The sequence below is a fragment of the Mesorhizobium sp. W050 genome, assembly GCF_054719535.1.
In genome coordinates, this window is the sequence record NZ_JBTTIH010000001.1 from 2,942,700 (window position 1) to 2,963,287 (window position 20,588).

At 62.5% G+C, this 20,588-nt stretch carries 25 protein-coding genes and 1 pseudogene; 12 read left to right on the top strand and 14 right to left on the bottom strand.

The genetic code is table 11. The annotated features are described in order from the left end of the window. Window positions 1–133 precede the first annotated feature (133 nt). The gene (locus ACYG9Y_RS14280; protein ID WP_023711542.1) at window positions 134–1,387 is read right to left on the bottom strand and encodes a L,D-transpeptidase family protein; all 1,254 of its coding nucleotides are present in this window, start codon (window positions 1,385–1,387) and stop codon (window positions 134–136) included. A gap of 127 nt (window positions 1,388–1,514) precedes the next feature. Between ACYG9Y_RS14280 and ACYG9Y_RS14285 the strand changes: the two genes are divergently transcribed. After that, complete coding sequence (locus ACYG9Y_RS14285) at window positions 1,515–1,766, top strand: hypothetical protein (RefSeq protein ID WP_023711543.1); 252 nt, start codon at window positions 1,515–1,517, stop codon at window positions 1,764–1,766. On the opposite strand, the gene ldtR is transcribed toward ACYG9Y_RS14285, so the two are convergent. The 3 genes from ldtR to ACYG9Y_RS14300 all read right to left on the bottom strand — a co-directional run bounded on the left by ldtR (window position 1,767) and on the right by ACYG9Y_RS14300 (window position 3,942). Continuing rightward, window positions 1,767–2,282 (bottom strand): transcriptional regulator LdtR, encoded by a 516-nt coding sequence (ldtR, locus tag ACYG9Y_RS14290; RefSeq protein WP_023672997.1) that lies wholly within the window; start codon window positions 2,280–2,282, stop codon window positions 1,767–1,769. Between the two features lie 203 nt (window positions 2,283–2,485). Then, window positions 2,486–2,908 carry a DUF6163 family protein gene (locus tag ACYG9Y_RS14295; RefSeq protein ID WP_023736468.1) on the bottom strand — a complete coding sequence of 141 codons (423 nt, stop codon included), beginning with the start codon at window positions 2,906–2,908 and terminating at the stop codon, window positions 2,486–2,488. Further along, entirely contained in the window at window positions 2,905–3,942 is a 1,038-nt protein-coding gene (locus ACYG9Y_RS14300; protein WP_023697452.1) for an enoyl-CoA hydratase/isomerase family protein, read from the bottom strand. Before ACYG9Y_RS14300 ends, ACYG9Y_RS14295 begins: the two co-directional genes overlap by 4 nt. Window positions 3,943–4,122: 180 nt before the next feature. Between ACYG9Y_RS14300 and ACYG9Y_RS14305 the strand changes: the two genes are divergently transcribed. The 3 genes from ACYG9Y_RS14305 to hemB all read left to right on the top strand — a co-directional run bounded on the left by ACYG9Y_RS14305 (window position 4,123) and on the right by hemB (window position 5,771). Next, window positions 4,123–4,374 carry a pyridoxamine 5'-phosphate oxidase family protein gene (locus ACYG9Y_RS14305; RefSeq protein WP_245260289.1) on the top strand — a complete coding sequence of 84 codons (252 nt, stop codon included), beginning with the start codon at window positions 4,123–4,125 and terminating at the stop codon, window positions 4,372–4,374. After that, window positions 4,334–4,627 carry a hypothetical protein gene (locus ACYG9Y_RS14310; protein ID WP_245260449.1) on the top strand — a complete coding sequence of 98 codons (294 nt, stop codon included), beginning with the start codon at window positions 4,334–4,336 and terminating at the stop codon, window positions 4,625–4,627. Before ACYG9Y_RS14305 ends, ACYG9Y_RS14310 begins: the two co-directional genes overlap by 41 nt. 88 nt (window positions 4,628–4,715) lie before the next feature. After that, window positions 4,716–5,771 carry a porphobilinogen synthase gene (gene hemB / locus ACYG9Y_RS14315; protein WP_023697453.1) on the top strand — a complete coding sequence of 352 codons (1,056 nt, stop codon included), beginning with the start codon at window positions 4,716–4,718 and terminating at the stop codon, window positions 5,769–5,771. A 2-nt stretch (window positions 5,772–5,773) separates the two neighbouring features. Here the strand turns inward: hemB and ACYG9Y_RS14320 are convergent. Beyond that, a pseudogene (locus ACYG9Y_RS14320) lies at window positions 5,774–6,232 on the bottom strand (imm11 family protein); the annotation flags it as partial. A 446-nt stretch (window positions 6,233–6,678) separates the two neighbouring features. Further along, entirely contained in the window at window positions 6,679–7,005 is a 327-nt protein-coding gene (locus ACYG9Y_RS14325) for a DUF1330 domain-containing protein (protein ID WP_023673003.1), read from the bottom strand. 176 nt (window positions 7,006–7,181) lie between these two features. Here ACYG9Y_RS14325 and ACYG9Y_RS14330 point away from each other — a divergent pair, with 176 nt between their 5' ends. Then, window positions 7,182–7,877 (top strand): winged helix-turn-helix transcriptional regulator, encoded by a 696-nt coding sequence (locus ACYG9Y_RS14330; RefSeq protein ID WP_023697455.1) that lies wholly within the window; start codon window positions 7,182–7,184, stop codon window positions 7,875–7,877. A gap of 110 nt (window positions 7,878–7,987) precedes the next feature. Continuing rightward, complete coding sequence (locus ACYG9Y_RS14335; protein ID WP_023697456.1) at window positions 7,988–8,632, top strand: dihydrofolate reductase family protein; 645 nt, start codon at window positions 7,988–7,990, stop codon at window positions 8,630–8,632. Window positions 8,633–8,821: 189 nt separating this feature from the next. Here the strand turns inward: ACYG9Y_RS14335 and ppk2 are convergent, their stop codons facing one another. After that, a complete protein-coding gene (gene ppk2 / locus ACYG9Y_RS14340) occupies window positions 8,822–9,742 on the bottom strand; it encodes a polyphosphate kinase 2 (protein WP_023739307.1) in 921 nt (306 codons plus the stop codon). 244 nt (window positions 9,743–9,986) lie between these two features. Between ppk2 and ACYG9Y_RS14345 the strand changes: the two genes are divergently transcribed. After that, window positions 9,987–11,030 carry an aldo/keto reductase gene (locus tag ACYG9Y_RS14345; RefSeq protein ID WP_023739306.1) on the top strand — a complete coding sequence of 348 codons (1,044 nt, stop codon included), beginning with the start codon at window positions 9,987–9,989 and terminating at the stop codon, window positions 11,028–11,030. Between the two features lie 20 nt (window positions 11,031–11,050). Here ACYG9Y_RS14345 and ACYG9Y_RS14350 read toward each other — a convergent pair whose 3' ends face one another. After that, window positions 11,051–12,022, bottom strand: a complete 972-nt coding sequence (locus ACYG9Y_RS14350; protein ID WP_023739305.1) for a glycosyl transferase family 90 — start codon at window positions 12,020–12,022, stop codon at window positions 11,051–11,053. 178 nt (window positions 12,023–12,200) lie between these two features. Between ACYG9Y_RS14350 and ACYG9Y_RS14355 the strand changes: the two genes are divergently transcribed. Next, a complete protein-coding gene (locus ACYG9Y_RS14355) occupies window positions 12,201–12,359 on the top strand; it encodes a hypothetical protein (protein ID WP_023673009.1) in 159 nt (52 codons plus the stop codon). A 72-nt stretch (window positions 12,360–12,431) separates the two neighbouring features. Here ACYG9Y_RS14355 and ACYG9Y_RS14360 read toward each other — a convergent pair whose 3' ends face one another. Both ACYG9Y_RS14360 and ACYG9Y_RS14365 read right to left on the bottom strand, forming a co-directional pair. Continuing rightward, window positions 12,432–12,665, bottom strand: a complete 234-nt coding sequence (locus ACYG9Y_RS14360) for a DUF982 domain-containing protein (RefSeq protein ID WP_245259900.1) — start codon at window positions 12,663–12,665, stop codon at window positions 12,432–12,434. A gap of 109 nt (window positions 12,666–12,774) precedes the next feature. Beyond that, a complete protein-coding gene (locus tag ACYG9Y_RS14365) occupies window positions 12,775–13,440 on the bottom strand; it encodes a GntR family transcriptional regulator (RefSeq protein WP_023689520.1) in 666 nt (221 codons plus the stop codon). A 149-nt stretch (window positions 13,441–13,589) separates the two neighbouring features. Here ACYG9Y_RS14365 and ACYG9Y_RS14370 point away from each other — a divergent pair, with 149 nt between their 5' ends. Together ACYG9Y_RS14370 and ACYG9Y_RS14375 are read left to right on the top strand one after the other, a co-directional pair. Next, window positions 13,590–14,855: a multidrug efflux MFS transporter gene (locus tag ACYG9Y_RS14370; RefSeq protein ID WP_023739304.1), complete on the top strand. Its 1,266-nt coding sequence runs from the start codon at window positions 13,590–13,592 to the stop codon at window positions 14,853–14,855. Between the two features lie 43 nt (window positions 14,856–14,898). Then, entirely contained in the window at window positions 14,899–15,273 is a 375-nt protein-coding gene (locus tag ACYG9Y_RS14375) for a DUF423 domain-containing protein (RefSeq protein ID WP_023673013.1), read from the top strand. Between the two features lie 39 nt (window positions 15,274–15,312). Here the strand turns inward: ACYG9Y_RS14375 and ACYG9Y_RS14380 are convergent, their stop codons facing one another. Beyond that, window positions 15,313–15,456 carry a hypothetical protein gene (locus ACYG9Y_RS14380; protein WP_023689522.1) on the bottom strand — a complete coding sequence of 48 codons (144 nt, stop codon included), beginning with the start codon at window positions 15,454–15,456 and terminating at the stop codon, window positions 15,313–15,315. A gap of 63 nt (window positions 15,457–15,519) precedes the next feature. Beyond that, window positions 15,520–15,663 (bottom strand): hypothetical protein, encoded by a 144-nt coding sequence (locus ACYG9Y_RS14385; protein ID WP_023673015.1) that lies wholly within the window; start codon window positions 15,661–15,663, stop codon window positions 15,520–15,522. Window positions 15,664–15,809: 146 nt separating this feature from the next. Here ACYG9Y_RS14385 and ACYG9Y_RS14390 point away from each other — a divergent pair, with 146 nt between their 5' ends. Further along, window positions 15,810–16,892, top strand: a complete 1,083-nt coding sequence (locus ACYG9Y_RS14390) for a LacI family DNA-binding transcriptional regulator (protein ID WP_023689523.1) — start codon at window positions 15,810–15,812, stop codon at window positions 16,890–16,892. A 15-nt stretch (window positions 16,893–16,907) separates the two neighbouring features. On the opposite strand, the gene ACYG9Y_RS14395 is transcribed toward ACYG9Y_RS14390, so the two are convergent. Beyond that, entirely contained in the window at window positions 16,908–18,101 is a 1,194-nt protein-coding gene (locus ACYG9Y_RS14395) for an OpgC family protein (RefSeq protein ID WP_023739303.1), read from the bottom strand. A gap of 217 nt (window positions 18,102–18,318) precedes the next feature. Here ACYG9Y_RS14395 and ACYG9Y_RS14400 point away from each other — a divergent pair, with 217 nt between their 5' ends. Further along, window positions 18,319–18,990, top strand: coding sequence for an alpha/beta hydrolase (locus ACYG9Y_RS14400; protein ID WP_245260448.1), 672 nt, complete (start codon window positions 18,319–18,321; stop codon window positions 18,988–18,990). A 57-nt stretch (window positions 18,991–19,047) separates the two neighbouring features. On the opposite strand, the gene sthA is transcribed toward ACYG9Y_RS14400, so the two are convergent. Then, window positions 19,048–20,436: a Si-specific NAD(P)(+) transhydrogenase gene (sthA, locus tag ACYG9Y_RS14405; RefSeq protein WP_023739302.1), complete on the bottom strand. Its 1,389-nt coding sequence runs from the start codon at window positions 20,434–20,436 to the stop codon at window positions 19,048–19,050. Between the last annotated feature and the right edge of the window lie 152 nt (window positions 20,437–20,588).

A 20,588-nucleotide genomic window follows, 5' to 3' on the forward strand; every position in this document is an offset into this window, starting at 1 on the left:
CCAGATGGGCCTGCGGCGCAACGTCCGGCAGTGTTCATGGCCTGCATGGCTGGCGGCCACCAGTCTTCTTCTGTTGGGATGTCGAACGGAAAAGGCCACCTTGCGGTGGCCTTTCCTGAAGGAGATCAGCCGCTTAGAGCGAAGAGGTGATCTGCAGTTCGCTGGCGCCATCGAGCGCGTAGACGTCGTCGCGGAACTGCACGACGCCCGGACCCGTCGACCAGGCCGACACATAGAGGAAGTGGACCGGAACCGGGTTGACGACCTGCACCGGCGTGTTCTCGCCGGTCTTGATGGTCGCCTCGAAATGCTGGCGGTCCCAGCCGGGTGTGTCGCGCAGGACCCATGTGACGAGGTCGCGCACGTTCTGGACACGCACGCAGCCCGAGGAATCGAAGCGCATCATCTTGCCGAACAGGCTTTGCTGCGGCGTATCGTGCATGTAGACGCCGTCGGGGCTGGGGAAGTTGATCTTCACCGAGGCCATGGCGTTGCCGGAACCCGGATCCTGGCGGAAGCGGTATTTTGCGGCATCATCCGTCGACCAGTCGACAGTCATCGGATCGACTTCGCTGCCATCAGGCGCAAACAGCCGGATGTGGCTGTCCTTGAGATAGTCGGGGTTCTTCCGCATCAGCGGAATGATGTCCTTGCGCACGATCGAGACCGGCGCGTTCCAGTAAGGATTGACGATGATCTCGTTGATCTTGGAATTGACCACCGGGGTCTGGCGGTCGATCTTGCCGACGATTGCGGTGTGGCGCAGCACGACGCGATCGTTCTCGACCGCCTCGATCTGTGCCGCCGGGATATCGACCAGCACATAACGGCTGCCCAGCGTGCCGGCCTTTTCGCGCAGGCGCTCCAGGTTGGTCTGCAGCTGACCGAGGCGGATCTGCGCCGAAACGTTCATCGCCGCATAAGTGTATTTGCCCATGGCGCCGTCGGCCGGCAGGCCATGGCGCGCCTGGAAGCGCTTGACCGCGGCGTCGACGTAGGAATCGAACGACGTCGAAATGCCGGCGCTCTGCGCCAGGTCGCCCGAAATCATCAGCCGCTTGCGCAGCGGCACCACGTCCGGATCGTCGACGCCAAGCTGCAGCTTCTTGGTCGCCGGCACCTCGCCCCAGCCGCCCTGGGCGACGATGTTCTGATACTGCGCCACCGCCTGTTCGGTGAAGGCGACCGTCTGCAGGCTGAAGATCGGCAGCGTCGAGGCGACCTTGCCGCCTTCCGAGGCGCGGGCGTCGAACTGGTCGTCCCAATTGCCGCGGGCCGAAGATTTCAGGATATCGTCGATGACATCCTGCGCGCTGGCGGCATTGGCAACCATGGCGACGGCGAGCGCGGAGGCTCCAGAAAGGAAAAAGCGGCGGCTGGTTCTCATGGACGTTCCAGACATTCTTGTCGTGTTTGGCTTGTAGCGTTTGGCTGTTGCAGCGTTCGGCTACGTGCTCGATGTTGGGCGATATCGCCCGCACTTTAAAGTTGGCACTGTTAACAATTAGCCAACCATGACCTGCGTCACCTGGCCGTCAAAAGCGGACGGCGATGCGACCTTACAGGCGCGCGAACAGCTTTCGCCGCCGCATACCCACACCCCTCGCTTCCACCGCGAATATGGCGGCAACGTGGCTTTGCGCCGAATTGGAAGCGCAGGCGGCTCGAAAAAGAAAAGGCCGGTGCTTTTCGGCACCGGCCTGTTGGCTGAGACTTGCCTCCGGCCGCGCTTCTTCCGGCGCAGCTGCTATTCAATGGCCCGCTGATTACATCCTGTAGGCAATCGTGTCGTTCCAGAAGCGGTCGAGGCGCTGCAGCGCGCGGTTCATCTGCTTGAACTCTTCGCTGTTGATGCCGCCGACCTGTTCGATCGAGCCGACATGGCGCTCATAGAGACCGGCGACGACTTCCGCCACTTCATTGCCCTTCGGCGTCAGCGAAACGCGGACCGAACGGCGGTCGATGCGCGAGCGCTGGTGGTTGATGAAGCCGAGATCGACCAGCTTCTTCAGATTGTAGGAGACGTTCGAGCCGAGATAGTAGCCACGCGAGCGCAGCTCGCCGGCGGTCAGTTCGGAATTGCCGATATTGAACAGAAGCAGCGCCTGGATGGCATTGATGTCGGAACGGCCGTTGCGGTCGAACTCGTCCTTGATCACGTCAAGCAGACGGCGATGCAGACGCTCCACCAGCTGCAGCGATTCCATGTAAAGCGAACGGATAGCCTCGCGGCGATCGTCGGATACGTTGGCGGTCTTCGCCGCCGGACGCGAATTGATCATTGTCTTTGCCTCTCGTTTGTCGCCCTGGTGATTTTTTGTTTTTCACCTTGATTGCGACACTATCGAATACTCATAAAATTCGACTTAAACGCTAGGGCTAACAAGAGCTTACCGGTAATAGGTTTCGCAAGACGCTTAACGAACGGTCACCCGAGCAAGGATAATTAACCTAAAGATTTACCCAATGGCTGCGGGGCGGCGTTTCAGGCGCGCGCGGGGCGCTTGCGCATCCAGATAACGGCGCGGAAGGCGATGTAGAGCAGCGCCACCGCGGCATGCGAGAAGACGATCAGCGGCCGGTGGCCGTACAGATCGGGGAAGCCGGCATACATGATGGTCTCGGTCACCGCGCAGATGAACCAGATCACCGGGCCCCACGACGCCAGCATCCAGAGGCCGGCGGCGGCGAAGGGGAAGAACACGGCCAGCATCACCGCCACGACCTGCCAGTGCACCGGCATCAGGTCGAAGCGCCACAGCGGGCCGGGATAAAAGCCGATCAGCCGGATCCAGTACAGGATGCCGAACAGCAGGCAATAGCCCGCTATGACGCGCTGGAACCAGGCGAAGATGATCTCGACACCCGAGGGCTGCAGCACGATGCGCCGCGACGTGACCTCGCTCACAGTTCGAGCTCCCGTTCGAGCGGCGCGAAATAGGCGTCCACCGAAGCAGCGTCGACCTCGGCCAGGCTTGCCGGCCGCCACTGCGGCGTCGAACCCTTGTCGACGAGGACGGCGCGGATGCCTTCATAGAAGTCGTGCCCGGCCAGCATGCGGTTGAGGATGCGGAACTCCATCTTCATGCAGGCTTCCATCGACAGCGTCAGCCCGGCGCTGATCTGGCGCCACGCGACATTGAGGCTGGTCGGCGAGCGGGTGCGGATGGTGGCCAGCGTCTTGGCGGCAAACTCGTCGGCGCCTGCCGCCCGCTCCAGGCTCTCGAGGATTTCGGCGAGCGAGGGTTGGGAAAAATGCCGGGCAATGGCTTCCAGCACCGGCTGGCCGGTCTCCCGCCTGGCCGGCACGAAAAAGCCGCGCAGCACCGATTCCGGATCGCCATTGGCGCAGAGCCGATCGAGAAAGGCAGCCTGGTCGGCGGCCTTGATGGTGTGGGTGGCCAGGCCAGACCACAGCGCATCGCCATAGCGAATGCGGTTGCCGGTCAGCGCCAGATACATGCCGAAGCTGCCGCCAAGGTCGGGCAGAAGATGGCTGCCGCCGACATCGGGGAAGAAACCGATGCCGACTTCGGGCATGGCGAACTGGGCGTTCTCGGTCAGCACACGCTGCGAACCGTGGAAAGAGATGCCGACGCCGCCGCCCATAACGATCCCGTCGATCAGCGCGACATAGGGCTTTTTGTAACTGTTGATGCGGGCGTTGAGCCGGTATTCGTCGGCGAAGAACTCGACCGGCGGCTTTCCGGCGCGGGCCTCGTAGACGTGCATGATGTCGCCGCCGGCGCAAAACGCCCTGCCCTCGGCCTTGACGATGACGACATCGACGCCGGTATCGCGCTCAAAAGCGTCGAGCGCCTTGTCCAGCGCCTTGATCATGCGATGTGTCAGCGCATTGAGCGCCTGCGGCCGCGTCAGCGTGACGACGCCCGCCTTGCCCAACCGTTCGAAGCGGATCTCGTCGCCGCCGCCAAAAACCATCGTCAGAGAATCCCTCCCCGCGCCTGCGGGACTGAAGTGCTAAAGGTGGCGCATGGGTGCGTCAACCGGCGGGCGCGGTTTGGATTTTCGCAAGGGAACGCGACCGTGCTTTGCCCCCGACAGAAATGCGCGCAAAATTGCCGGGCAAAACAGCCTTTCTTCTGATGCAGGGACAAACGCATGACGCTTGAAACCGCAGCGCCGAGCCATGGCTGGGAGATGCCGAAAAAGTTCGACCCGGATGATGTTCTCAGCCGCCCGCTGATGGCCAATCTGGCGACCGTGACGCCTGACGGCGCGCCGCGCAACGCGCCGATGTGGTTCATCTGGGAGGACGCTGCGATCTGGCTGCTCGGCTCGACCGGGGCAAGTGCTGTCAAACACCTCGAACGTGACCCGCTGCGCCGTGGAGATCGTCCATTTCGACAATGAGGCCGGCATCCTGCTGCATCTCGGCCTGCGCGGCGTCGCCACCATCGAAGCGATGGCGCCGAACCGCTTCAAACGGCTGCTGCACAAATATCTCGGCCCGGAGGCGACCTGGAACCGCTGGTTCATCGACAATGTGGCCGACATCGACCATCCGGACGGGCGCCTGATCCGGCTCGCCCCGGAGAGCATCTTCACCAACAATGTGTCGTTCTTCAAAACCGGCCCCGAGCTGGCGTGGCCGCCGAAGCCGTAAGCAGCGCGTTATCGACTGGCACAATCGTGTCGCATTGGTCAGAGGCAAGGCCTCGTGGTAAAAGCCGCCTCGACCCGGAGTTTTTGCGATGAACAAATTCACCCCCGCGACGAGCAACAAATTCGCACCGGCAAAGCCCGCCGGTGCGCGCAGCGTCGACGAGATCACCGGCAGCCGCCGCTTGCGGCGCATGCGCAAGGCCGACTGGTCGCGCCGCCTGGTGCAGGAAAACCGGCTTACCGTGGACGATCTGATCTGGCCGATCTTCGTGATCGACGGCAAGAACACGCGCGAGCCGATCGCCGCCATGCCCGGCGTCTTCCGCCTGTCGCTGGACCTCGCCGTCAAGGAGGCCGAGCGGGCCGCTAAGCTCGGCATTCCGGCGATCGCCACCTTCCCCAATGTTGAACTCAGCCTGCGCGACCAGACGGGATCGCACATCCTCGACCCGGAAAACATCATCAACCGCGCCACCCGCGCCATCAAGGACGCGGTGCCGGAGATCGGCATCATCACCGATGCGGCGCTCGACCCGTTCACCTCGCACGGCCATGACGGCATCTTGCGCGACGGCATCATCGTCAATGACGAGACAGTGGAACAGGTGACCGCCGCGGCCGTCATCCAGGCAGCGGCCGGCGCCGACATCATCGCGCCGTCCGACATGATGGACGGCCGCATCGGCGCCATCCGCGACGCACTCGACGCCAATGGTTTTCAGGATGTGGCGATCATGTCCTATGCGACGAAATTCGCCTCCGCCTTCTACGGCCCCTACCGCGAGGCGGTCGGCACCGCCGGCCTGCTCAAGGGCGACAAGAAGACCTACTATCTCGACCACGCCAATTCCGACGAAGCGGTGCGCGAGGCCGAGCAGGATATCGCCGAGGGCGCCGACATGCTGATGGTCAAGCCCGGCCTGCCCTATCTCGACATCATCCGCCGGCTGAAGGACGAGTTCCAGATGCCGACCTTCGCCTACCAGGTGTCAGGCGAATATTCGATGATCAAGGCGGCGGCCGCCAATGGCTGGATCGACGGCGAAAAGGCAATGCTGGAGAGCCTGCTCGCCTTCAAGCGCGCCGGCTGCGACGGCATCCTGACTTACTTCGCGCCGGAAGTGGCGCAAATGCTGAAGGGATAAATTCACTCCAGCACATAACTCTCTTTGACATTTCTTGTTTCGAAGTCCAGCCGACCACGCCCGCAAACCGACATGTCTTGGAACAAGTCGGGCTTCTTGATGCCTGCTTCGACACAGGCTTCTCTCAATTTGGCGGTGCAAATGACGATGCCCATGTTCTTCTGTTTGAAGATATGCGCATCGCCAACAATCTCCTCCTTGAAATAGAAGCACGCGCCTCCGGCGCGGTCGTAGTGGACGCCTCCATTCTCGCCGATCAAAAGCCTAAACTTCGACGATTCGAGATCAACGGCATCAATCTTGCGAACGATGTCGCAAAGGTAGTGCTTTGGTTCGATCGGCTTTCCGCTCAAATAGAATACGTCGCAGTCGTTAAACACGACCCCATCGGGGTCGACTGACTGCAGAACTTCCTTCAGGCGCTCGGATACAAGCCAGTAACAATGAAAATCTTCTAAGTCTTTTGGTGGCCTGCAATAGGCTGTCGCTTAAGGCCGTAGCCTGGGCGTCTCCGGGTACTCAGGAAAGCCGTATCCCCCAAACTCCGTCGGCCCGAGCAGTATGCGGGGTGGCGGCACCAAAGCTTGGGCGTTTTCCAGCTGAAGACAATGGGACCCGCCGCGATATGTCGGTCCGATCTGGAAGAATTTTCCATGTTTCTTGAATTTCGCCTCTTTGCGGAAAACCCGCTCTGGGACTTGAGCTGGCCTATTCTGCGGGCGGTTCCGGTTGGCAAACAGTTTTGCAATGAGTGAAATAATGGTCACGTGCGCGCCTGCTCAGTTTACCGACTTTCGAGTTCAAGACTAAATCGCGTGAGAGTACCCGTCCACCTGCTTCGCGCCCGAAGTGGCGCAAATGCTGAAGGGTTAGCCGGAACCCTGATACACCGGGTTCCGGCTTTTCCTCACGCCTTCGGCAAATAAGGGATCGTTCCAGCGAGATCGGTATCGTCGATCAGTTGGAAGCGGCTGTCGCTGCCCTTCCGGCGCTCCGCCACAAACGGAGCGTATTGCGGATCGTTGGTGAAGGCTTCGGCTGCCTTTGCCGACGGAAACGCCATGATGGCGATCAGGCTGGTGTCGAGCGGCTTGCCCTCCAGCGTCTTCACATTGCCGCTGCGGGCGAGATACTTGCCGCCATGCTTGTGGACGAGGTCATGCACCGAAGCGGCATAGGCCGGCACCCATTTGTCGTCCTTCACCTTGATGTCTGCGATCACGTAAGCGGTCATTGTCCAACTCCTCATGGATCGGCACCGGACTGCCCGGTGACGTGACCGCTGCCTCGCATGGCGGCGCCGGACCGCTCCAGTCACAGAACTGTACCGGGGGTGCCAGTACAGCTTCTGTACTGGCTGAACTCAGGTTTTCTGAATAAGGTCCGGCAACATCTTTTGGAGCTCACCACATGACACAAGCCGGTTACAAGCAATTCTGCCCGCTCTCCATGGCCGCCGAGCTGCTCTGCACACGCTGGACCATGGTGCTGCTGCGCGAACTGGTGGCGGGATCGACCCGCTTCAACGATTTGCGCCGCGGCGTGCCGAAAATGTCGCCAACCCTTCTGTCGCAACGGCTTAGGGATCTCGAAGCGGGAGGCATCGTCGAGCGGACCGAGATCGCGACCGAGAAGGGCGTGTTCGAATACCGGCTGACCGAGGCGGGCCGGGATTTGCGCCCGGTTGTCGAGGCGATGGGGTTTTGGGGCCAGAAATGGGTCGAGGCCAGGCTGTCGCTCAAAAACCTCGATCCGTCGCTGCTGATGTGGGACATGCGGCGCAATCTGAACCCCAGTCCGCTGCCGGACGGGCGCACTGTGATACAATTCCTGTACCATGACCTGCCGGCGTCAAAACGATCGTGGTGGCTGATCGTCGAAAAGCAGGGCGAGGTCGATCTTTGCTGGTACGATCCGGGCTTCGACGTCGATCTCTACGTCTCGACCGATCTGTGCACCATGACCTCGATCTGGATGGGGCTGACGACAGTTCACAAGGAACGCGACAAGATCAGCCTGACCGGCGATCTCGACGTCGCCGGCAAGATGCAGATCTGGCTTGGGCTCAGCCCGTTTGCGGTGATGCCGAAGCGCGTGGCGGCTTGAGGTCCCTGCGCATTCCACAGATCGGCTTGCCTCTAAAAATACTAGTTTCAAAATGCAATCAGTTTGAATACTGATTGCAAATCACAACTGGTCACCGAAAGGGAGTCTCCATGTCCAAACTTCGCGTCAATGCCTTCACCTTGTCGCTCGACGGTTTCGGCGCCGGTCCTGACCAGGACCTGCAAAATCCGCTCGGCGTTGGTGGCGAATATCTGCACAAATGGATGACCGGCACCCGCACCTTCCATGAGATGGTCGGCAAGGATGGCGGCACCACCGATGTGGACGACCGGTTCACTGTCCGCAGCTTCGACAATGTCGGGGCCTGGATCCTCGGCCGCAACATGTTCGGCCCAATCCGCGGCGAATGGCCAGACGAGAGCTGGAAAGGCTGGTGGGGCGACAACCCGCCCTATCACGTGCCGACCTTCGTGCTGACCCACTACAAGCGCGACCCCATTGTGATGGAAGGCGGCACCGTTTTCCACTTCGTTGCCGGCGGCATCCACGCCGCGCTCGAACAAGCAAAGGCCGCGGCCGGCGGCAAGGATGTCCGCGTCGGCGGCGGCGTTTCCACCATCCGGCAATATCTGCAAGAGAAGCTCATCGACGAGTTGCATCTGGCGGTGTCGCCGGTGTTGCTCGGGAGGGGCGAGAGCCTGTTTGCCGGGCTGGATATGCTGAAGCTGGGTTACCAGTGCACCGAGCAGGTGGCGACAGCGCTCGCCACGCATGTGACGATCAAGCGGGTGTAGTGGCGAAGTGATAGGCGCAGGCTTCTTTCTCCCCGTTCTACGGGGAGAAATGCCCGGCAGGCAATGAGGGGCAGCGCTGCTTTTGGAGGTTAGCAACGTCCGACGACTGTGAATTCGCCGATGCCGGCGCTGCCCCTCATCCGCCCTTCGGGCACCTTCTCCCCGTGAAACGGGGAGAAGGAAAAGTGCTCAATACTTCTCCGGCACGTAAAGCTCGCGCGGCAGGACCTGGCGCTCGTACTCCGGGTTGAACACCCGCTCGGGCAGCGTGATTTCTTCGTGCGGCACGTCCTCATAGGGCAGCTGTTTGAGGAGATGGTCGATGCAGTTCAGCCGCGCCCGCTTCTTGTCGTTGCCTTCGACGATGTACCACGGTGCCTCTGGGATGTTGGTGCGGGCAAACGTCTCTTCCTTGGCCTTGGTGTACTGCTCCCAGCGCACGCGCGACTGCAGGTCCATCGGCGACAGCTTCCACTGCTTCATCGGATCGTGGATGCGCATCATGAAGCGCGTCTGCTGTTCCTCGTCGGTGATCGAGAACCAGTATTTGACCAGCGTGACGCCGGAGCGGACCAGCATGCGCTCGAACTCCGGCACGTCGCGGAAGAACTCTTCGACCTGATCGGGTTCGGCAAAGCCCATCACCCGCTCGACGCCGGAGCGGTTGTACCAGGAGCGGTCGAACAGCACGATCTCGCCGCCGGCCGGCAGATGCGGCACGTAGCGCTGGAAATACCATTGTGACTTTTCGCGCTCGGTCGGCGCCGGCAGCGCCACGACGCGGCAGATGCGCGGGTTGAGGCGCTGGGTGATGCGCTTGATGACGCCGCCCTTGCCGGCGGAATCACGGCCCTCGAAAACCACCACTAGCTTCTTCTTGTGGTAGGCAACCCAGGACTGCAGCTTGATCAGTTCCGACTGCAAGCCGATCAGGTCGCGGAAATACTGCATGCGATCGATCGACGGCGGATGCGCGTTCTTGTAGATCTTGGCGATCTCCAACGACAGCGCCGGCTCCGAGATTTCCAGCTCATAGTCCTCGTCGAGCGTGTCGGCGAGTTCGGCTTCCAGCCAATCCCTGGCCGCAGAATTCTGCTTTAGCTCATTCATTTCCACTGCTCCGCTTGCCGGCTGACATGAAACCCTGAGCCGACTTGATATAGGCCGGCAATGACGGTTTTATTGCAAGCCGCCGGCCAGCCGGTCTTCACTGCAAAGCAGCGAGGCATTGCCGATCCAGCGCCCTGGCATGGCGACAAGCCGCTCAAATTGTCCTACAAATAGCGGACCCGTTCGGGCTTCCCCGCCCTTTCCTGCTAAAACCGCCTCCCCACCAAAACTACGAGGATCAGACATGGAATACCGCACGCTTGGCCGTTCCGGCTTGAAAGTTTCGGCGCTGACCTTGGGAACCATGACCTTCGGCGGCAGCGGGCCGTTCGCTGCCGTCGGCAATTCCGATCTCGCGGAGGCCTCGCGCATCATCGACACTTGCATCGATGCCGGCATCAATCTCATCGACACCGCCAATGTCTATTCCAACGGTCTGTCGGAAGAGATCATCGGCGAGGCGCTCGGCGGCAAGCGCAAGAACGACGTGCTGATCGCCTCCAAAGCGCGCATGCGGATCGGCAAGGGCCCCAATGACGAAGGCCTGTCGCGCCATCATCTGATCCGCGAATGCGAGAAGAGCCTGAAGCGCCTCAGGACCGATGTCATCGACATCTATTTCCTGCACGAATGGGACGGCGCGACGCCGCTCGAGGAAACCATCGCCGCGCTCGACACGCTGGTTGCCCAGGGCAAGATCCGCTATGTCGGCTGCTCCAACTATTCCGGCTGGCAGGTCATGAAGGCGCTCGGCATCAGCGACAGCCAGCACCAGCCGCGCTTCGTCACCCAGCAGATCCACTACACGCTGGAAGCACGCGAGGCCGAGTATGAGCTCTTGCCGATCTCGGTCGACCAGGGCCTTGGCGTTTTGGTGTGGAGCCCGCTCGCCGGCGGCCTGCTGTCGGGAAAATACCGCCGCGACAGTCCGACGGCGCGCCAGATCGGCGGCTGGTCGGAACCCCCGATCCGCGACGAGGATCGGCTGTGGCGGATCGTCGACGTGCTGGTCGACATCGGTGCGGCACGCGGCGTTTCGGCGGCCCAGGTGGCGCTGGCCTGGCTGCTCGGCCGGCCAGCCGTCAGTTCGCTGGTGATCGGCGCACGCAATGAGTCCCAGTTGAAAGACAATCTCGCCGCGGCAAGCCTGACGCTGTCCTTTGATGAATGCCAGCGTCTCGATGCCGTCAGCCGGCCGCCGGTGCTCTATCCCTACTGGCACCAGCAGTTTACGGCGAAGGACCGCTTCGGCGCGGCCGATCTGGTTATGGACCGCAGCGTCATCTGACTTAAGGGCGCCGGAAGCCGCTAGCCCGCGATAAACCGCCAGACCTGCGGATCGGGCTCGATCTGGCCGCTGAGCACGAAATATTTGTAGAGCACGAGCAGGCAGATCGCCTGCTCGGCCCCCTCGTCGGCGAATTTGCGGCAATACGCGTTGGCCGCCGCAACGATGCGCTGGGCCTCGGCCGGATGCTGCTCGAGATGATGCACCCGCTCGGCCAGATCGCTGAAGTCGGGCGCCAGCGGCACATAATGGACATCGGGCTCGAGCTGCCCCTCGGCGAACCAGGTCTCGTAAGTCGGCGGCGGCATCAGGCAGAGCGAGTTCGAGCTCATGATCCATTTCAGATTGGTCGCGACATCATTGCCTTCGAGCGAGATGATGTAGCGGTAGCGGCGCTGCTGATCGATGCTGAGATAGGGCTTGCGGTATTCCGCCGGTGCTGTCGCCCTCGGCGTGCCGACATCGCAGAACGGCAGATTGCGGGCTGCATCCAGCAACAAGGTGCGGATCGGATTGTTGAGTTCGCCGCGCCAAACGACGAGCGGATGTTTGTCGGCGAAGGCGACATCGTCGGCCGGCATGTGGAAATGGCGGAACTTGTTCAGCTTGAACAGGACGCCGTTGCCGTTGTCGCCGGCTATCGGCCGGTCCTTGACGATCGACGGCATCTTCGGCACTTCGATGACGTCGCCGAATTCCAGGTCGATGCGCAGATCTGGGTCGAAATAACGGGTGAACTCCTTCAGATCGTAATAGTACATGCTGCGGTCCGACGGCAGCCGGCTGACCGGCACGGCCTCGGGGCTGGGGCTAAAAGGCTCCCGCAGCGTGTTGTAGTAATTGAGCCGCTGGCGGACCGATGCGTCGGAAAGCCTGGCCTGATCGAGCAGCCGGCCGAGCCGGCGCCGGAAAAGAACCGGCGGCGCGATGTCGCGCATGGCGTTGCGCGCATAGTAGATCAGCTTCTGTGCGTTTCTTTGAAGCGTGGCCATCGGTCGTTTTGATTCGAAATCGGTCGGCGGCGGCTCCAGCAACTGTCCCGCAGCCTTTTCTAAACCATTGTGTTCGCCATCACGCAAGTCCAGAACCGCTGGCATCTGCCCTCGCGGCGCTGTTGTGTTTGCCGGCCAATGCTTCTAGGCAGGATCAGGCACAGCGAAAGGAAACGATATGGCTCGACCACCGAATTACGGTCAGGAACGCAAAGAGCGCGACCGGCAGAAGGCCGCCAAGAAGGCGGAGAAGCTCGCCGCCAAGGTCGCGGCCAAGGAGCGCGCCGAGCCTGAGAACGAGGCAAGTTCGAAAACCGACACCGAAACAGAAAAATAGGCAAGACAGGATCACCGGCCCACGAAACGGGCCGGATCCTGGCAAAATGCCGGTCTGATCAGGCCGATGTGATCAGGCCGGGGCCTTGTCGCTGACGAAGACGTTGACCTCGCGCGCGGCGGCGATGAAGGCGCGTCTTGCGATCATCGCCGGCTTGTCGCCGGCCAGCGCGTCATGGCAGGCCTGCAGCGCTTCGCGGTGCTTGGGGCTGCGCTTGCCGGGCCAGCTGTTGAGCAGGTAATCGGAAGCCTCGCGCACCGTACGCAAGAGCTGAGTGCTTCCCTCCGTGCCCGACTTAACGGTCACGGGTGTTTCAAATCGGTTGTTTTCCATGGGCGCCTCTTACGCCATCGGCGTCCGCGAAGCGAGGCCGAAAGCGGATCGCGACGGCGTTCTTTCGTTTTCGTGACCAGTATCAAGCGGCGACGACGGCAAAACCCCTGGCGCGCAGGCCGCGCCGGTCATTGTGCAACGACGTCACCAGGCGAGCGCGGCTGCCGGCGATATGGGCGGAAAGTCGCGCCGCCGCCGCATCGGCATCGCCGGCCCGCACCGCCGCCAGAATGGCGTGATGCTCGCTCCAGGCGCGGCCAAGGGCCGCCTCGTCGCGCACCTCCAGCCAGCGCGCCCGCGACAGCCGCGTCATGGCATCGCGCACGGCCCGAAACAGGAACTCGTTGCCGGAGAGCCGCGCCAGTTCGATATGGAAATCCATGCCGACGCGGTGCCATTCCTCGCGCGGCGTGGCAGTGTCGCAGGAGTCCAGCATCGCCTCGATGACATCGGCTGCGCTCCTGTCGGCCAGCGCCGAAGTCAGCCTGACCGCCGCGACCTCGACCGCTTCGCGGTACACCGCGATCTGTTCCAGTTCGGCAAGGTTGATCGGCGACACGGTCCAGCCGCGCCCGTCACGGCAGATCAGCCCTTCCGTCTCCAGCCGCAGCAGGGCTGCCCTGACCGGCGTGCGCGAGGCGCCGAAGCGGCTCTCGATCCAGCGCTCCGTCAGCCGCTCGCCAGGACCGACCTCGAGGCCAAGGATCATCTCGCGAAGCGCTTTTTCGACGATCTGCATCTGCGACATAGTTGCTTCCATTGCTGGCGATCGGCCTTGCCCGTTGGTCTTGCCGATCACATTGAGAGCGCCTGATTGACAGCAGCCGGGCTTTGCGTCCATGAGGTACCAAGTTGGTATCCCAAAATGGTATCCGCAGCAAGCGGACAGGACAGGACATGCCGCAGGACAGTGCAGCGCAGGCCGCCGAAGCGCCTTCCACCTACAACATTCATTGGCGGCGCAACCTGCTCGTGTGCTTTGCCGGATCGTTCAGCACGCTTGTGGCGATGACGCTGTTGCTGCCGTTCCTGCCGCTCTATGTCGAACAGCTGGGCGCCCTGGGCCACGCGGCGATCGTGCAATGGTCCGGCATCGCCTTCGGCGCCACCTTCCTTGCCGCGGCCCTTGTCGCACCGCTGTGGGGGCGGCTCGGCGACCGCTACGGCCGCAAGGTGATGCTGGTGCGCGCCAGTTTCGGCATGGCGATCTGCATGTCGCTGACCGGCATGGTGCAGACCGTCTGGCAATTGGTGTTTTTGCGCCTGTTGATCGGCTTTGCCGGCGGTTATTCCTCAGGCTCGACGATCCTTGTCGCCATGCAGACGCCGAAGGAGCGCTCCGGCTGGGCGCTCGGCGTGCTGTCGGCCGGCATCACCGCAGGCTCCCTGGTCGGCCCGTTGCTTGGCGGCGCGCTGCCGCCATTGATCGGTATTCGCGCCACCTTCCTCATCGCGGGCGGCGTCATTTTCCTGGCGGCGCTGGCGACGACGTTCCTGATAAAGGAGATGCCTCGCCCGCCAGTACAGGCAAAACGCGAGGAGAAACCAAAGGGAAGTTGGGCGCAGATCCCCGACAAACGCCCTGTCGTGGCCATGCTGGCGACCGGCATGCTGTTCACCTTCGCCAACATGTCGATCGAGCCGATCATCACCGTTTACGTCCAGCAACTGGTCGCGGAGGCAAGCCGGGTGACCCTGGTCTCAGGTGTCGTCATGTCGGCGGCGGCGCTGGGCGCCATCCTGTCGGCGTCACGGCTGGGCAAACTCGCCGACCGCATCGGCCACTGGAACGTCATCGTCGCATCGCTGGCCGTCTCGGCGCTGCTGTTGATACCGCAGGCCTTCGTCACCGAGAGCTGGCAGTTGGTCGGGCTGCGGTTCCTTATGGGTCTGGTGCTGGGCGGGCTGTTGCCCTGCATCACCAGCGTCATCCGCCACAATGTTCCCGATGGGGTCGGCGGCAATGTGCTGGGCCTGGCAATCTCGGCGCAATATGTCGGCCAGGTTGCGGGGCCGCTGCTGGGCGGCTTCGTCGGCGGCCATTTCGGCATGCGCGCGGTGTTTCTCGGCACGTCGTTGCTGATGGCGGGCGGTGCCGCGTATAATTGGCTGGCCCAGGCGCGCCGCACGCGCGACATGCTGGCGATATCGGAAAAATCCTGACAGACAGGTCGCGCCGCCTATCGTCAATCACGGAGCCCGAGACATGAGCATCGCCGAGTCAGCACCAGCAAACAGCGCGCGCATCCTCGTTTTCGCCGGCGGCATTGCCGGCGCGGCGGGCGTGGCGCTGTCGGCGGCATCAGCGCATCTCGGCGGCGCCTTCGTCGGCACGGCCGCATCCTTCCTGCTCATGCATGCGCCGGTGTTTTTGGCCGTCGGCCTCGCCGGCGCAAACCGGATCTTGCGGATCGGCAGCCTGGTGCTGCTCGTCGGGCTTGTTCTGTTCTGCGGCGATCTGCTGGCACGGGATTTCGTGGGATCGCGGCTGTTCCCGATGTCGGCGCCGATCGGCGGCACCTTGCTCATCGCGGGCTGGCTGGTAATCGCGGCCTCGGCGCTCGTGCGGCAACGGTCCTGACGAGGCAAGAACCCTGCCCCATCAGATATCACACGAGGCTTAATCCTGCCGGTTTTCCGGCAGCAGGTCGCGGTTGCGCTTGGCAGGCTTGGTCGGCCGCCGCCGTTGCGGCTGCTCCGTGGCAGGCGAGATACCCCAGTAATTGCGATAAATGTCTTCGAACAGATGTTTCACGGGATGCATGTTCGTTCTCCTCTTCAAGAACTTGAATCGATCCAATCAACTGGCACGAAAATGTCTGGCCGATCAGCTGCGCTTGCGTTTCACAAGGTATTGCAGGTCACGCCTCCACGGCCCGACCTTGTCGCGGCGCCTGCGGGTGGCGGCGTCGGAGACTATGCCCCAATCATTGCCGTAGATGTCTTCGAACAGATAATTCACGGGATGCATGGCACCCTCCTCTTGAATCGATCCAAGTTGTACTTAATGAATCCCTTGGATCGATTCAAATATAGACCCTCTCCGCCGTCCGATCAAGGGAAAATTTGAACCGATCCAACGAAAGTGCTAAACAGGCTCCGGTTCAGGAGACGAAAATGACGGCATTGACCTCCGGCAAGACGAGACCAGTGCGGCTTGCCGACATCGCCAAGGCGGCCGGGGTCTCGCACGGTACCGCGTCCAACGTGTTCGCTCGCCCGGAGATCGTGCGCGAAGAGGTCCGCGAGCGGGTCAAGGCGGCGGCGGAAGCGATGGGCTATGCCGGCCCGGATCCCAAGGGCCGGCTGCTGCGCGCCGGCAAGGTCAACGCCATCGGCGTGGCAACGGCAGAACCATTGTCCTATTTCTTCGACGATCCCTTTGCCCGCGTCATGATGGCCAGCATTTCGCAGGCCTGCGACGCCACCGGCGCCGGAATTTCGCTGGTCTCGGCCGCCAACAGCGAGCAGCTCGCCTGGAACATCCAGAGCGCCCTAGTCGACGGCTTCATCGTGTTCTGCATCGAGGGTGGGTCGCGGCTGGTCGAACTGGCGCGCGAACGCAAACTGCCTTTCGTGGCGCTTGATCTCGATTCGGAAAATGAGGCGGTCGCTGCGATCGGCGTCGACAACGTCGCCGGCGCGGGTCTGGCGGCGCGCCATCTGGCCGAGTTCGGCCATCGCAGCTTTGCCGTACTCGCCCTGGAATCTGCCGACGCTGGCTTTGGTCCCGTCACGCAGGAGCAAGTCGAGACGACATCCCTCTACTCGGGCACACGCGACCGTCTGCGTGGCTATTTCGGCGAGCTCTCCCGCTTCGGCATCGACGTCTCGCAAGTGCCAATCTACGAAACCCTCAATGACGAGGCGAGCGTGCGGGCCGGCCTCGATCATATTTTCGCGCTGCCGCAGACGCCGACGGCAATCCTGGCCATGTCGGACAAGATCGCGCTGCATGCGCTCGACTGGCTGCGCGAGCGTAACATTGCCGTGCCGGGCGATGTGTCAATCGTCGGCTTCGACGGCGTGCCGGAAGGCGCCGACTCCGAGCCGCCACTAACCACTGTCGCCCAGCCGATCGCCGAGATGGGCCGGCTGGCCGTCAAGGCGATCCTCGAAAATGACGGCTCGCAGCACCGGCAATTGCTGCCGGTCGTTCTTGTGGTGCGGGGGTCGTCCGGCCCCTCGCCTGCTGGCTAGGCGGCTGATGTGGGATCATCGGCTTAGCCTTGGCATCGCGGGCATGCCGAAGGTCTGGTGAACGGCTGGCGCTTCTTTGCGAACCGGCTTTTTGCCCAAGCCGATGCCGGACAGCCACTCAAGATAGAAGGCGAGCGCGAATTGCATGGCGATGCCGGCCGAAATCAGCAAGACGTCATAGGGAAAGCCGCCCGGATTGATCAGCGTCATCACCTGCGCCGCCATGGCGATCAGCGTGCCGGCGAGGAACACCGGCAAGGAGCGCTTGCCGAGCAGGGCAAGCGGATGGTCCGGGCTGAGACGGAACAGGTTCGAGAAAGCCGGCAGGGCGACGATCAGATAGCTCACCGCCAATATGTGCAGGAGCCGCGGCAGCGACAGGAACGTCTTGTCGAAGCCGCCGATCACCACGGGCAGGTTAAACCACGTTATCTCGCCCCAGAGCGGGCTGTGCACCCAGACCGCCGCTGCCGCGACATAGGTCGCCGCGGCGCCCACCAGCCAACGATTGACGGGAATTGTGCCGCCGCGCCTGGCATGCAGCATGCCGGCAAGGCCGATGTTGAACAGGAATTGCCAGGACAGCGGGTTGAGGAACCAGAAGCCGGGCTCGGGATAGTTCGGCGGCGCGATCTGCCAGAGGCCGGCGGCAAGCCACAGCGCGCCGGAAAAGACCAGCGCCGGGAGCGGCCGGTAGCTGACGAAGAGCAGGAAAAGCGGCGCCATCAACAGCAGCGCCGCATAGACCGGCAAAATGTTGTTGTAGCCAAGCTGGTGGCCGAGCGTGACAATGCCGATCATGACCTCCGGCGTGTTCTTCATCAGCGGCTCGATGTTGATCAGCTTGAGCAGTTCCGGCCGCCGGCCGTACACCGCCGCGGCGCAGAACAACGCCATCACAACCATGGTGGTGACGATGTGGGCACTGTAAAGCACGCCGGCCCGGCGCCACATCTTCAACATCGCCAGCAGCCGGCCGCCCGGCTGGAACTTGTTGCCATAGGCGAGTGCGACCGACATGCCGGAAATCAGCACGAAGGCTTCCGCCGCGTCCGAGAATCCGAAATTCTTGTAGGTCAGCGTTTCGAAGACGGTGCCCGGCACGTGGTCGATATAGATGGTCAGGAGTGCGAGCGCACGGAACACGTCAATGCGCGTGTCGCGATCGGCGATACGCGGGGCGCGATCGGGCGGAACTGGCAGGGTCATCGACAAAAGGCCTCAAAGGAGAGCAAGGGTGCTCGCGTTGTTCATGCCGGGATGCGACCATCGGCGCACACCGCTTCGATTCCTCCCGCAGGGAGCATATCGGCGCAGAAACGGTCTGAAATGAGCCTGTTGCAATCACATTTGGCGGAGCGTGAAAATATTCCGTTTTGAAACTGGCAAAGGACCAATGTCTCCGTGAAAACAACGAGATATGAGCGTGCATCGATATAGCGACGAGAACGCCTTTCTGCACCAGGATCTGGCCTTTCCCTACCGCCTCCTCAAGCCGGAGAATGCCGGCGGCGAGAGCCTGTTTTTACTGCACGGATCGGGTGTCGACGAAACGACGATGGTCCCGATTGCGAGGCAGATCGCCCCCAACGCCACGCTGGTCGCGGTGCGTGGCCGCATCCGCCAAGAAGACGGCTTCCGCTGGTTCGAGCGGATCACGCCGACCAGTTTCGAACAGGCGAGCATCCGTGCCGAAACATCGTACTTTGCCGCCTTCGCAAGCGAGGCCGCAAAGCGCCACGGGCTCGACCTCGCCCGGGCGACTTTCGTCGGCTATTCCAACGGCGCCAATCTGGTTTCCAGCCTGATGCTGCTCAACTCCGGCCTAGTCCGAAAAGCAGTGCTGCTGAGAGCGATGCCCGTGCTTGACGATGCGCCGGCAACCGATCTGACCGGAACGCGCGTCCTGATTGTCGCCGGTGCCGCCGACGAGACCTACGGGCCGTTTGCGCCGCCACTGGTGACGCTGCTCAACAAACATGGCGCCGAGGTCGATGCGCGCATCGTGCCTTCAGGTCACGAAATCGGCGACCCGGATGCCGCCATCGTCCGGCAGTGGCTTGCGGGACCAGCATTGGTCGCACGCCAGGCAGGCTAGGAGACCTTGGTAGACCGCATCGGCGCCCGGCGGAACGGCTGAGCAGATGCTCGTCGCCTAGCCCTGTCCCATCCGGTTCCAGGCATCGAGCCCGGCGATCTTGTAGGCTTCGGCCAGCGTCGGATAGTTGAAGGTGTTGTTGACGAAGAAATCAACCGTGCCGCCGAGGTTGATCACCGCCTGGCCGATATGGATCAGTTCGGTGGCGCCTTCGCCGACGATGTGGGCGCCGAGCAGGCGGCGCGTTTCGACCGAGAACAGCAGCTTCAGAAAGCCGGAGTTGACGCCCATGATGTGGCCGCGCGAGGTTTCGCGGAACCGCGCCAGACCGACTTCATAAGCAGCGCCGCTCTCACGCACCTGCTCCTCCGACTGACCAACGGTGGAGATTTCCGGCACGGCGTAGATGCCATAGGGGAAGGTTTCCGGCGGCGGTGGCAGTTGCACGCCGAAGGCGTGGCAGGCGGCCACCCTGCCTTGCTCCATCGATGTCGAGGCAAGGCTGGGGAAACCGATGACGTCGCCGGTGGCATAGATGTTGGGCGCACTGGTCTGGAAGGTCTGCGGATCGACCTTGATGCGGCCCCGGGAATCGGCCTCGATGCCGACCACGTCGAGGCCGAGGCTGCCGAGATTGCCGCTGCGGCCGGCGGCGTAAAGCACGATCTCGGAGCGGATGGTGCGGCCATCGGCGAGCGTCACTTCGGCATAGTCGGGTTTTGAGACGATTTCCTTGACCGTACTGCCGAGGCGAATGGTCATGCCGCGGTCGCGCATCTGGTGGATGAAGTCGTCGACGATCTCGCGGTCGACGAAATCGAGGATGGTGTTGCGCGGCTCCACCAGCGTCACCGGCACGTCGAGCGCCGAAAAGATCGTCGCATATTCAACGCCGATGACGCCGGCGCCGATCACCGTCAGCGTGCGCGGCAGATGGTCGAGTTCCAGCATCTCATCGCTGTCGAAGACGCGGATCTTGTCGAAAGGCACGTCGCGCGGCCGGTGCGGCCTGGTGCCGACCGCGATCAGCGCATTGGTGAAACCAACCTCCGAGTAGTCGCCATTGTCTGCCGTCAGGCTGACCTTGTTTGGGCCGACGAATTTCGCCATGGCGCGCACGCTTTTGACGGCGTTGCGCATAAACTGGTGCTGCAGCACCTCGACCTCGTGGTCGAGCGTCTTGTGCAGCCGCTCGACCAGGTCGGCGATGGAGATGTCCTGCTTGACCCGGTAGCCGCGGCCGTAAAAGCCCCGCTCGCGCCAGCCGGACAGGTTCAGCACCGTCTCGCGCAGCGTCTTCGACGGGATGGTGCCGGTGTGCACCGAGACGCCGCCGAGGCGCCGGCCCCTGTCGAGCACCAGCACCGATTTGCCGAGCTTGGCCGATTGCACCGCGGCGCGGCGCCCGGAAGGGCCGCTGCCGATGACCAGCATGTCGTAATCCATGTAACCCCGTCCCCTCGGCGTCTTGTTGCGCCGCAGCAAGCTAACGCCATCCGTCCACCAAATTCAATCGGCTCAACCGCGTCACACTGCCGACCCGGACCGATGGACGAACCGATCTTGATTCCGCCCGCGGTCTTCACCATTTCAGTGGC

Coding starts and splice junctions, on each gene's coding strand:
- ACYG9Y_RS14280 (WP_023711542.1), bottom strand. CDS start 1,387: ATGAGAACCAGCCGCCGCTTTTTCCTTTCTGGAGCCTCCGCGCTCGCC.
- ACYG9Y_RS14285 (WP_023711543.1), top strand. CDS start 1,515: ATGACCTGCGTCACCTGGCCGTCAAAAGCGGACGGCGATGCGACCTTA.
- ldtR (WP_023672997.1), bottom strand. CDS start 2,282: ATGATCAATTCGCGTCCGGCGGCGAAGACCGCCAACGTATCCGACGAT.
- ACYG9Y_RS14300 (WP_023697452.1), bottom strand. CDS start 3,942: ATGGTTTTTGGCGGCGGCGACGAGATCCGCTTCGAACGGTTGGGCAAG.
- ACYG9Y_RS14305 (WP_245260289.1), top strand. CDS start 4,123: ATGACGCTTGAAACCGCAGCGCCGAGCCATGGCTGGGAGATGCCGAAA.
- hemB (WP_023697453.1), top strand. CDS start 4,716: ATGAACAAATTCACCCCCGCGACGAGCAACAAATTCGCACCGGCAAAG.
- ACYG9Y_RS14325 (WP_023673003.1), bottom strand. CDS start 7,005: ATGACCGCTTACGTGATCGCAGACATCAAGGTGAAGGACGACAAATGG.
- ACYG9Y_RS14330 (WP_023697455.1), top strand. CDS start 7,182: ATGACACAAGCCGGTTACAAGCAATTCTGCCCGCTCTCCATGGCCGCC.
- ACYG9Y_RS14335 (WP_023697456.1), top strand. CDS start 7,988: ATGTCCAAACTTCGCGTCAATGCCTTCACCTTGTCGCTCGACGGTTTC.
- ppk2 (WP_023739307.1), bottom strand. CDS start 9,742: ATGAATGAGCTAAAGCAGAATTCTGCGGCCAGGGATTGGCTGGAAGCC.
- ACYG9Y_RS14345 (WP_023739306.1), top strand. CDS start 9,987: ATGGAATACCGCACGCTTGGCCGTTCCGGCTTGAAAGTTTCGGCGCTG.
- ACYG9Y_RS14350 (WP_023739305.1), bottom strand. CDS start 12,022: ATGGCCACGCTTCAAAGAAACGCACAGAAGCTGATCTACTATGCGCGC.
- ACYG9Y_RS14355 (WP_023673009.1), top strand. CDS start 12,201: ATGGCTCGACCACCGAATTACGGTCAGGAACGCAAAGAGCGCGACCGG.
- ACYG9Y_RS14365 (WP_023689520.1), bottom strand. CDS start 13,440: ATGTCGCAGATGCAGATCGTCGAAAAAGCGCTTCGCGAGATGATCCTT.
- ACYG9Y_RS14370 (WP_023739304.1), top strand. CDS start 13,590: ATGCCGCAGGACAGTGCAGCGCAGGCCGCCGAAGCGCCTTCCACCTAC.
- ACYG9Y_RS14375 (WP_023673013.1), top strand. CDS start 14,899: ATGAGCATCGCCGAGTCAGCACCAGCAAACAGCGCGCGCATCCTCGTT.
- ACYG9Y_RS14380 (WP_023689522.1), bottom strand. CDS start 15,456: ATGCATCCCGTGAAACATCTGTTCGAAGACATTTATCGCAATTACTGG.
- ACYG9Y_RS14385 (WP_023673015.1), bottom strand. CDS start 15,663: ATGCATCCCGTGAATTATCTGTTCGAAGACATCTACGGCAATGATTGG.
- ACYG9Y_RS14390 (WP_023689523.1), top strand. CDS start 15,810: ATGACGGCATTGACCTCCGGCAAGACGAGACCAGTGCGGCTTGCCGAC.
- ACYG9Y_RS14395 (WP_023739303.1), bottom strand. CDS start 18,101: ATGACCCTGCCAGTTCCGCCCGATCGCGCCCCGCGTATCGCCGATCGC.
- sthA (WP_023739302.1), bottom strand. CDS start 20,436: ATGGATTACGACATGCTGGTCATCGGCAGCGGCCCTTCCGGGCGCCGC.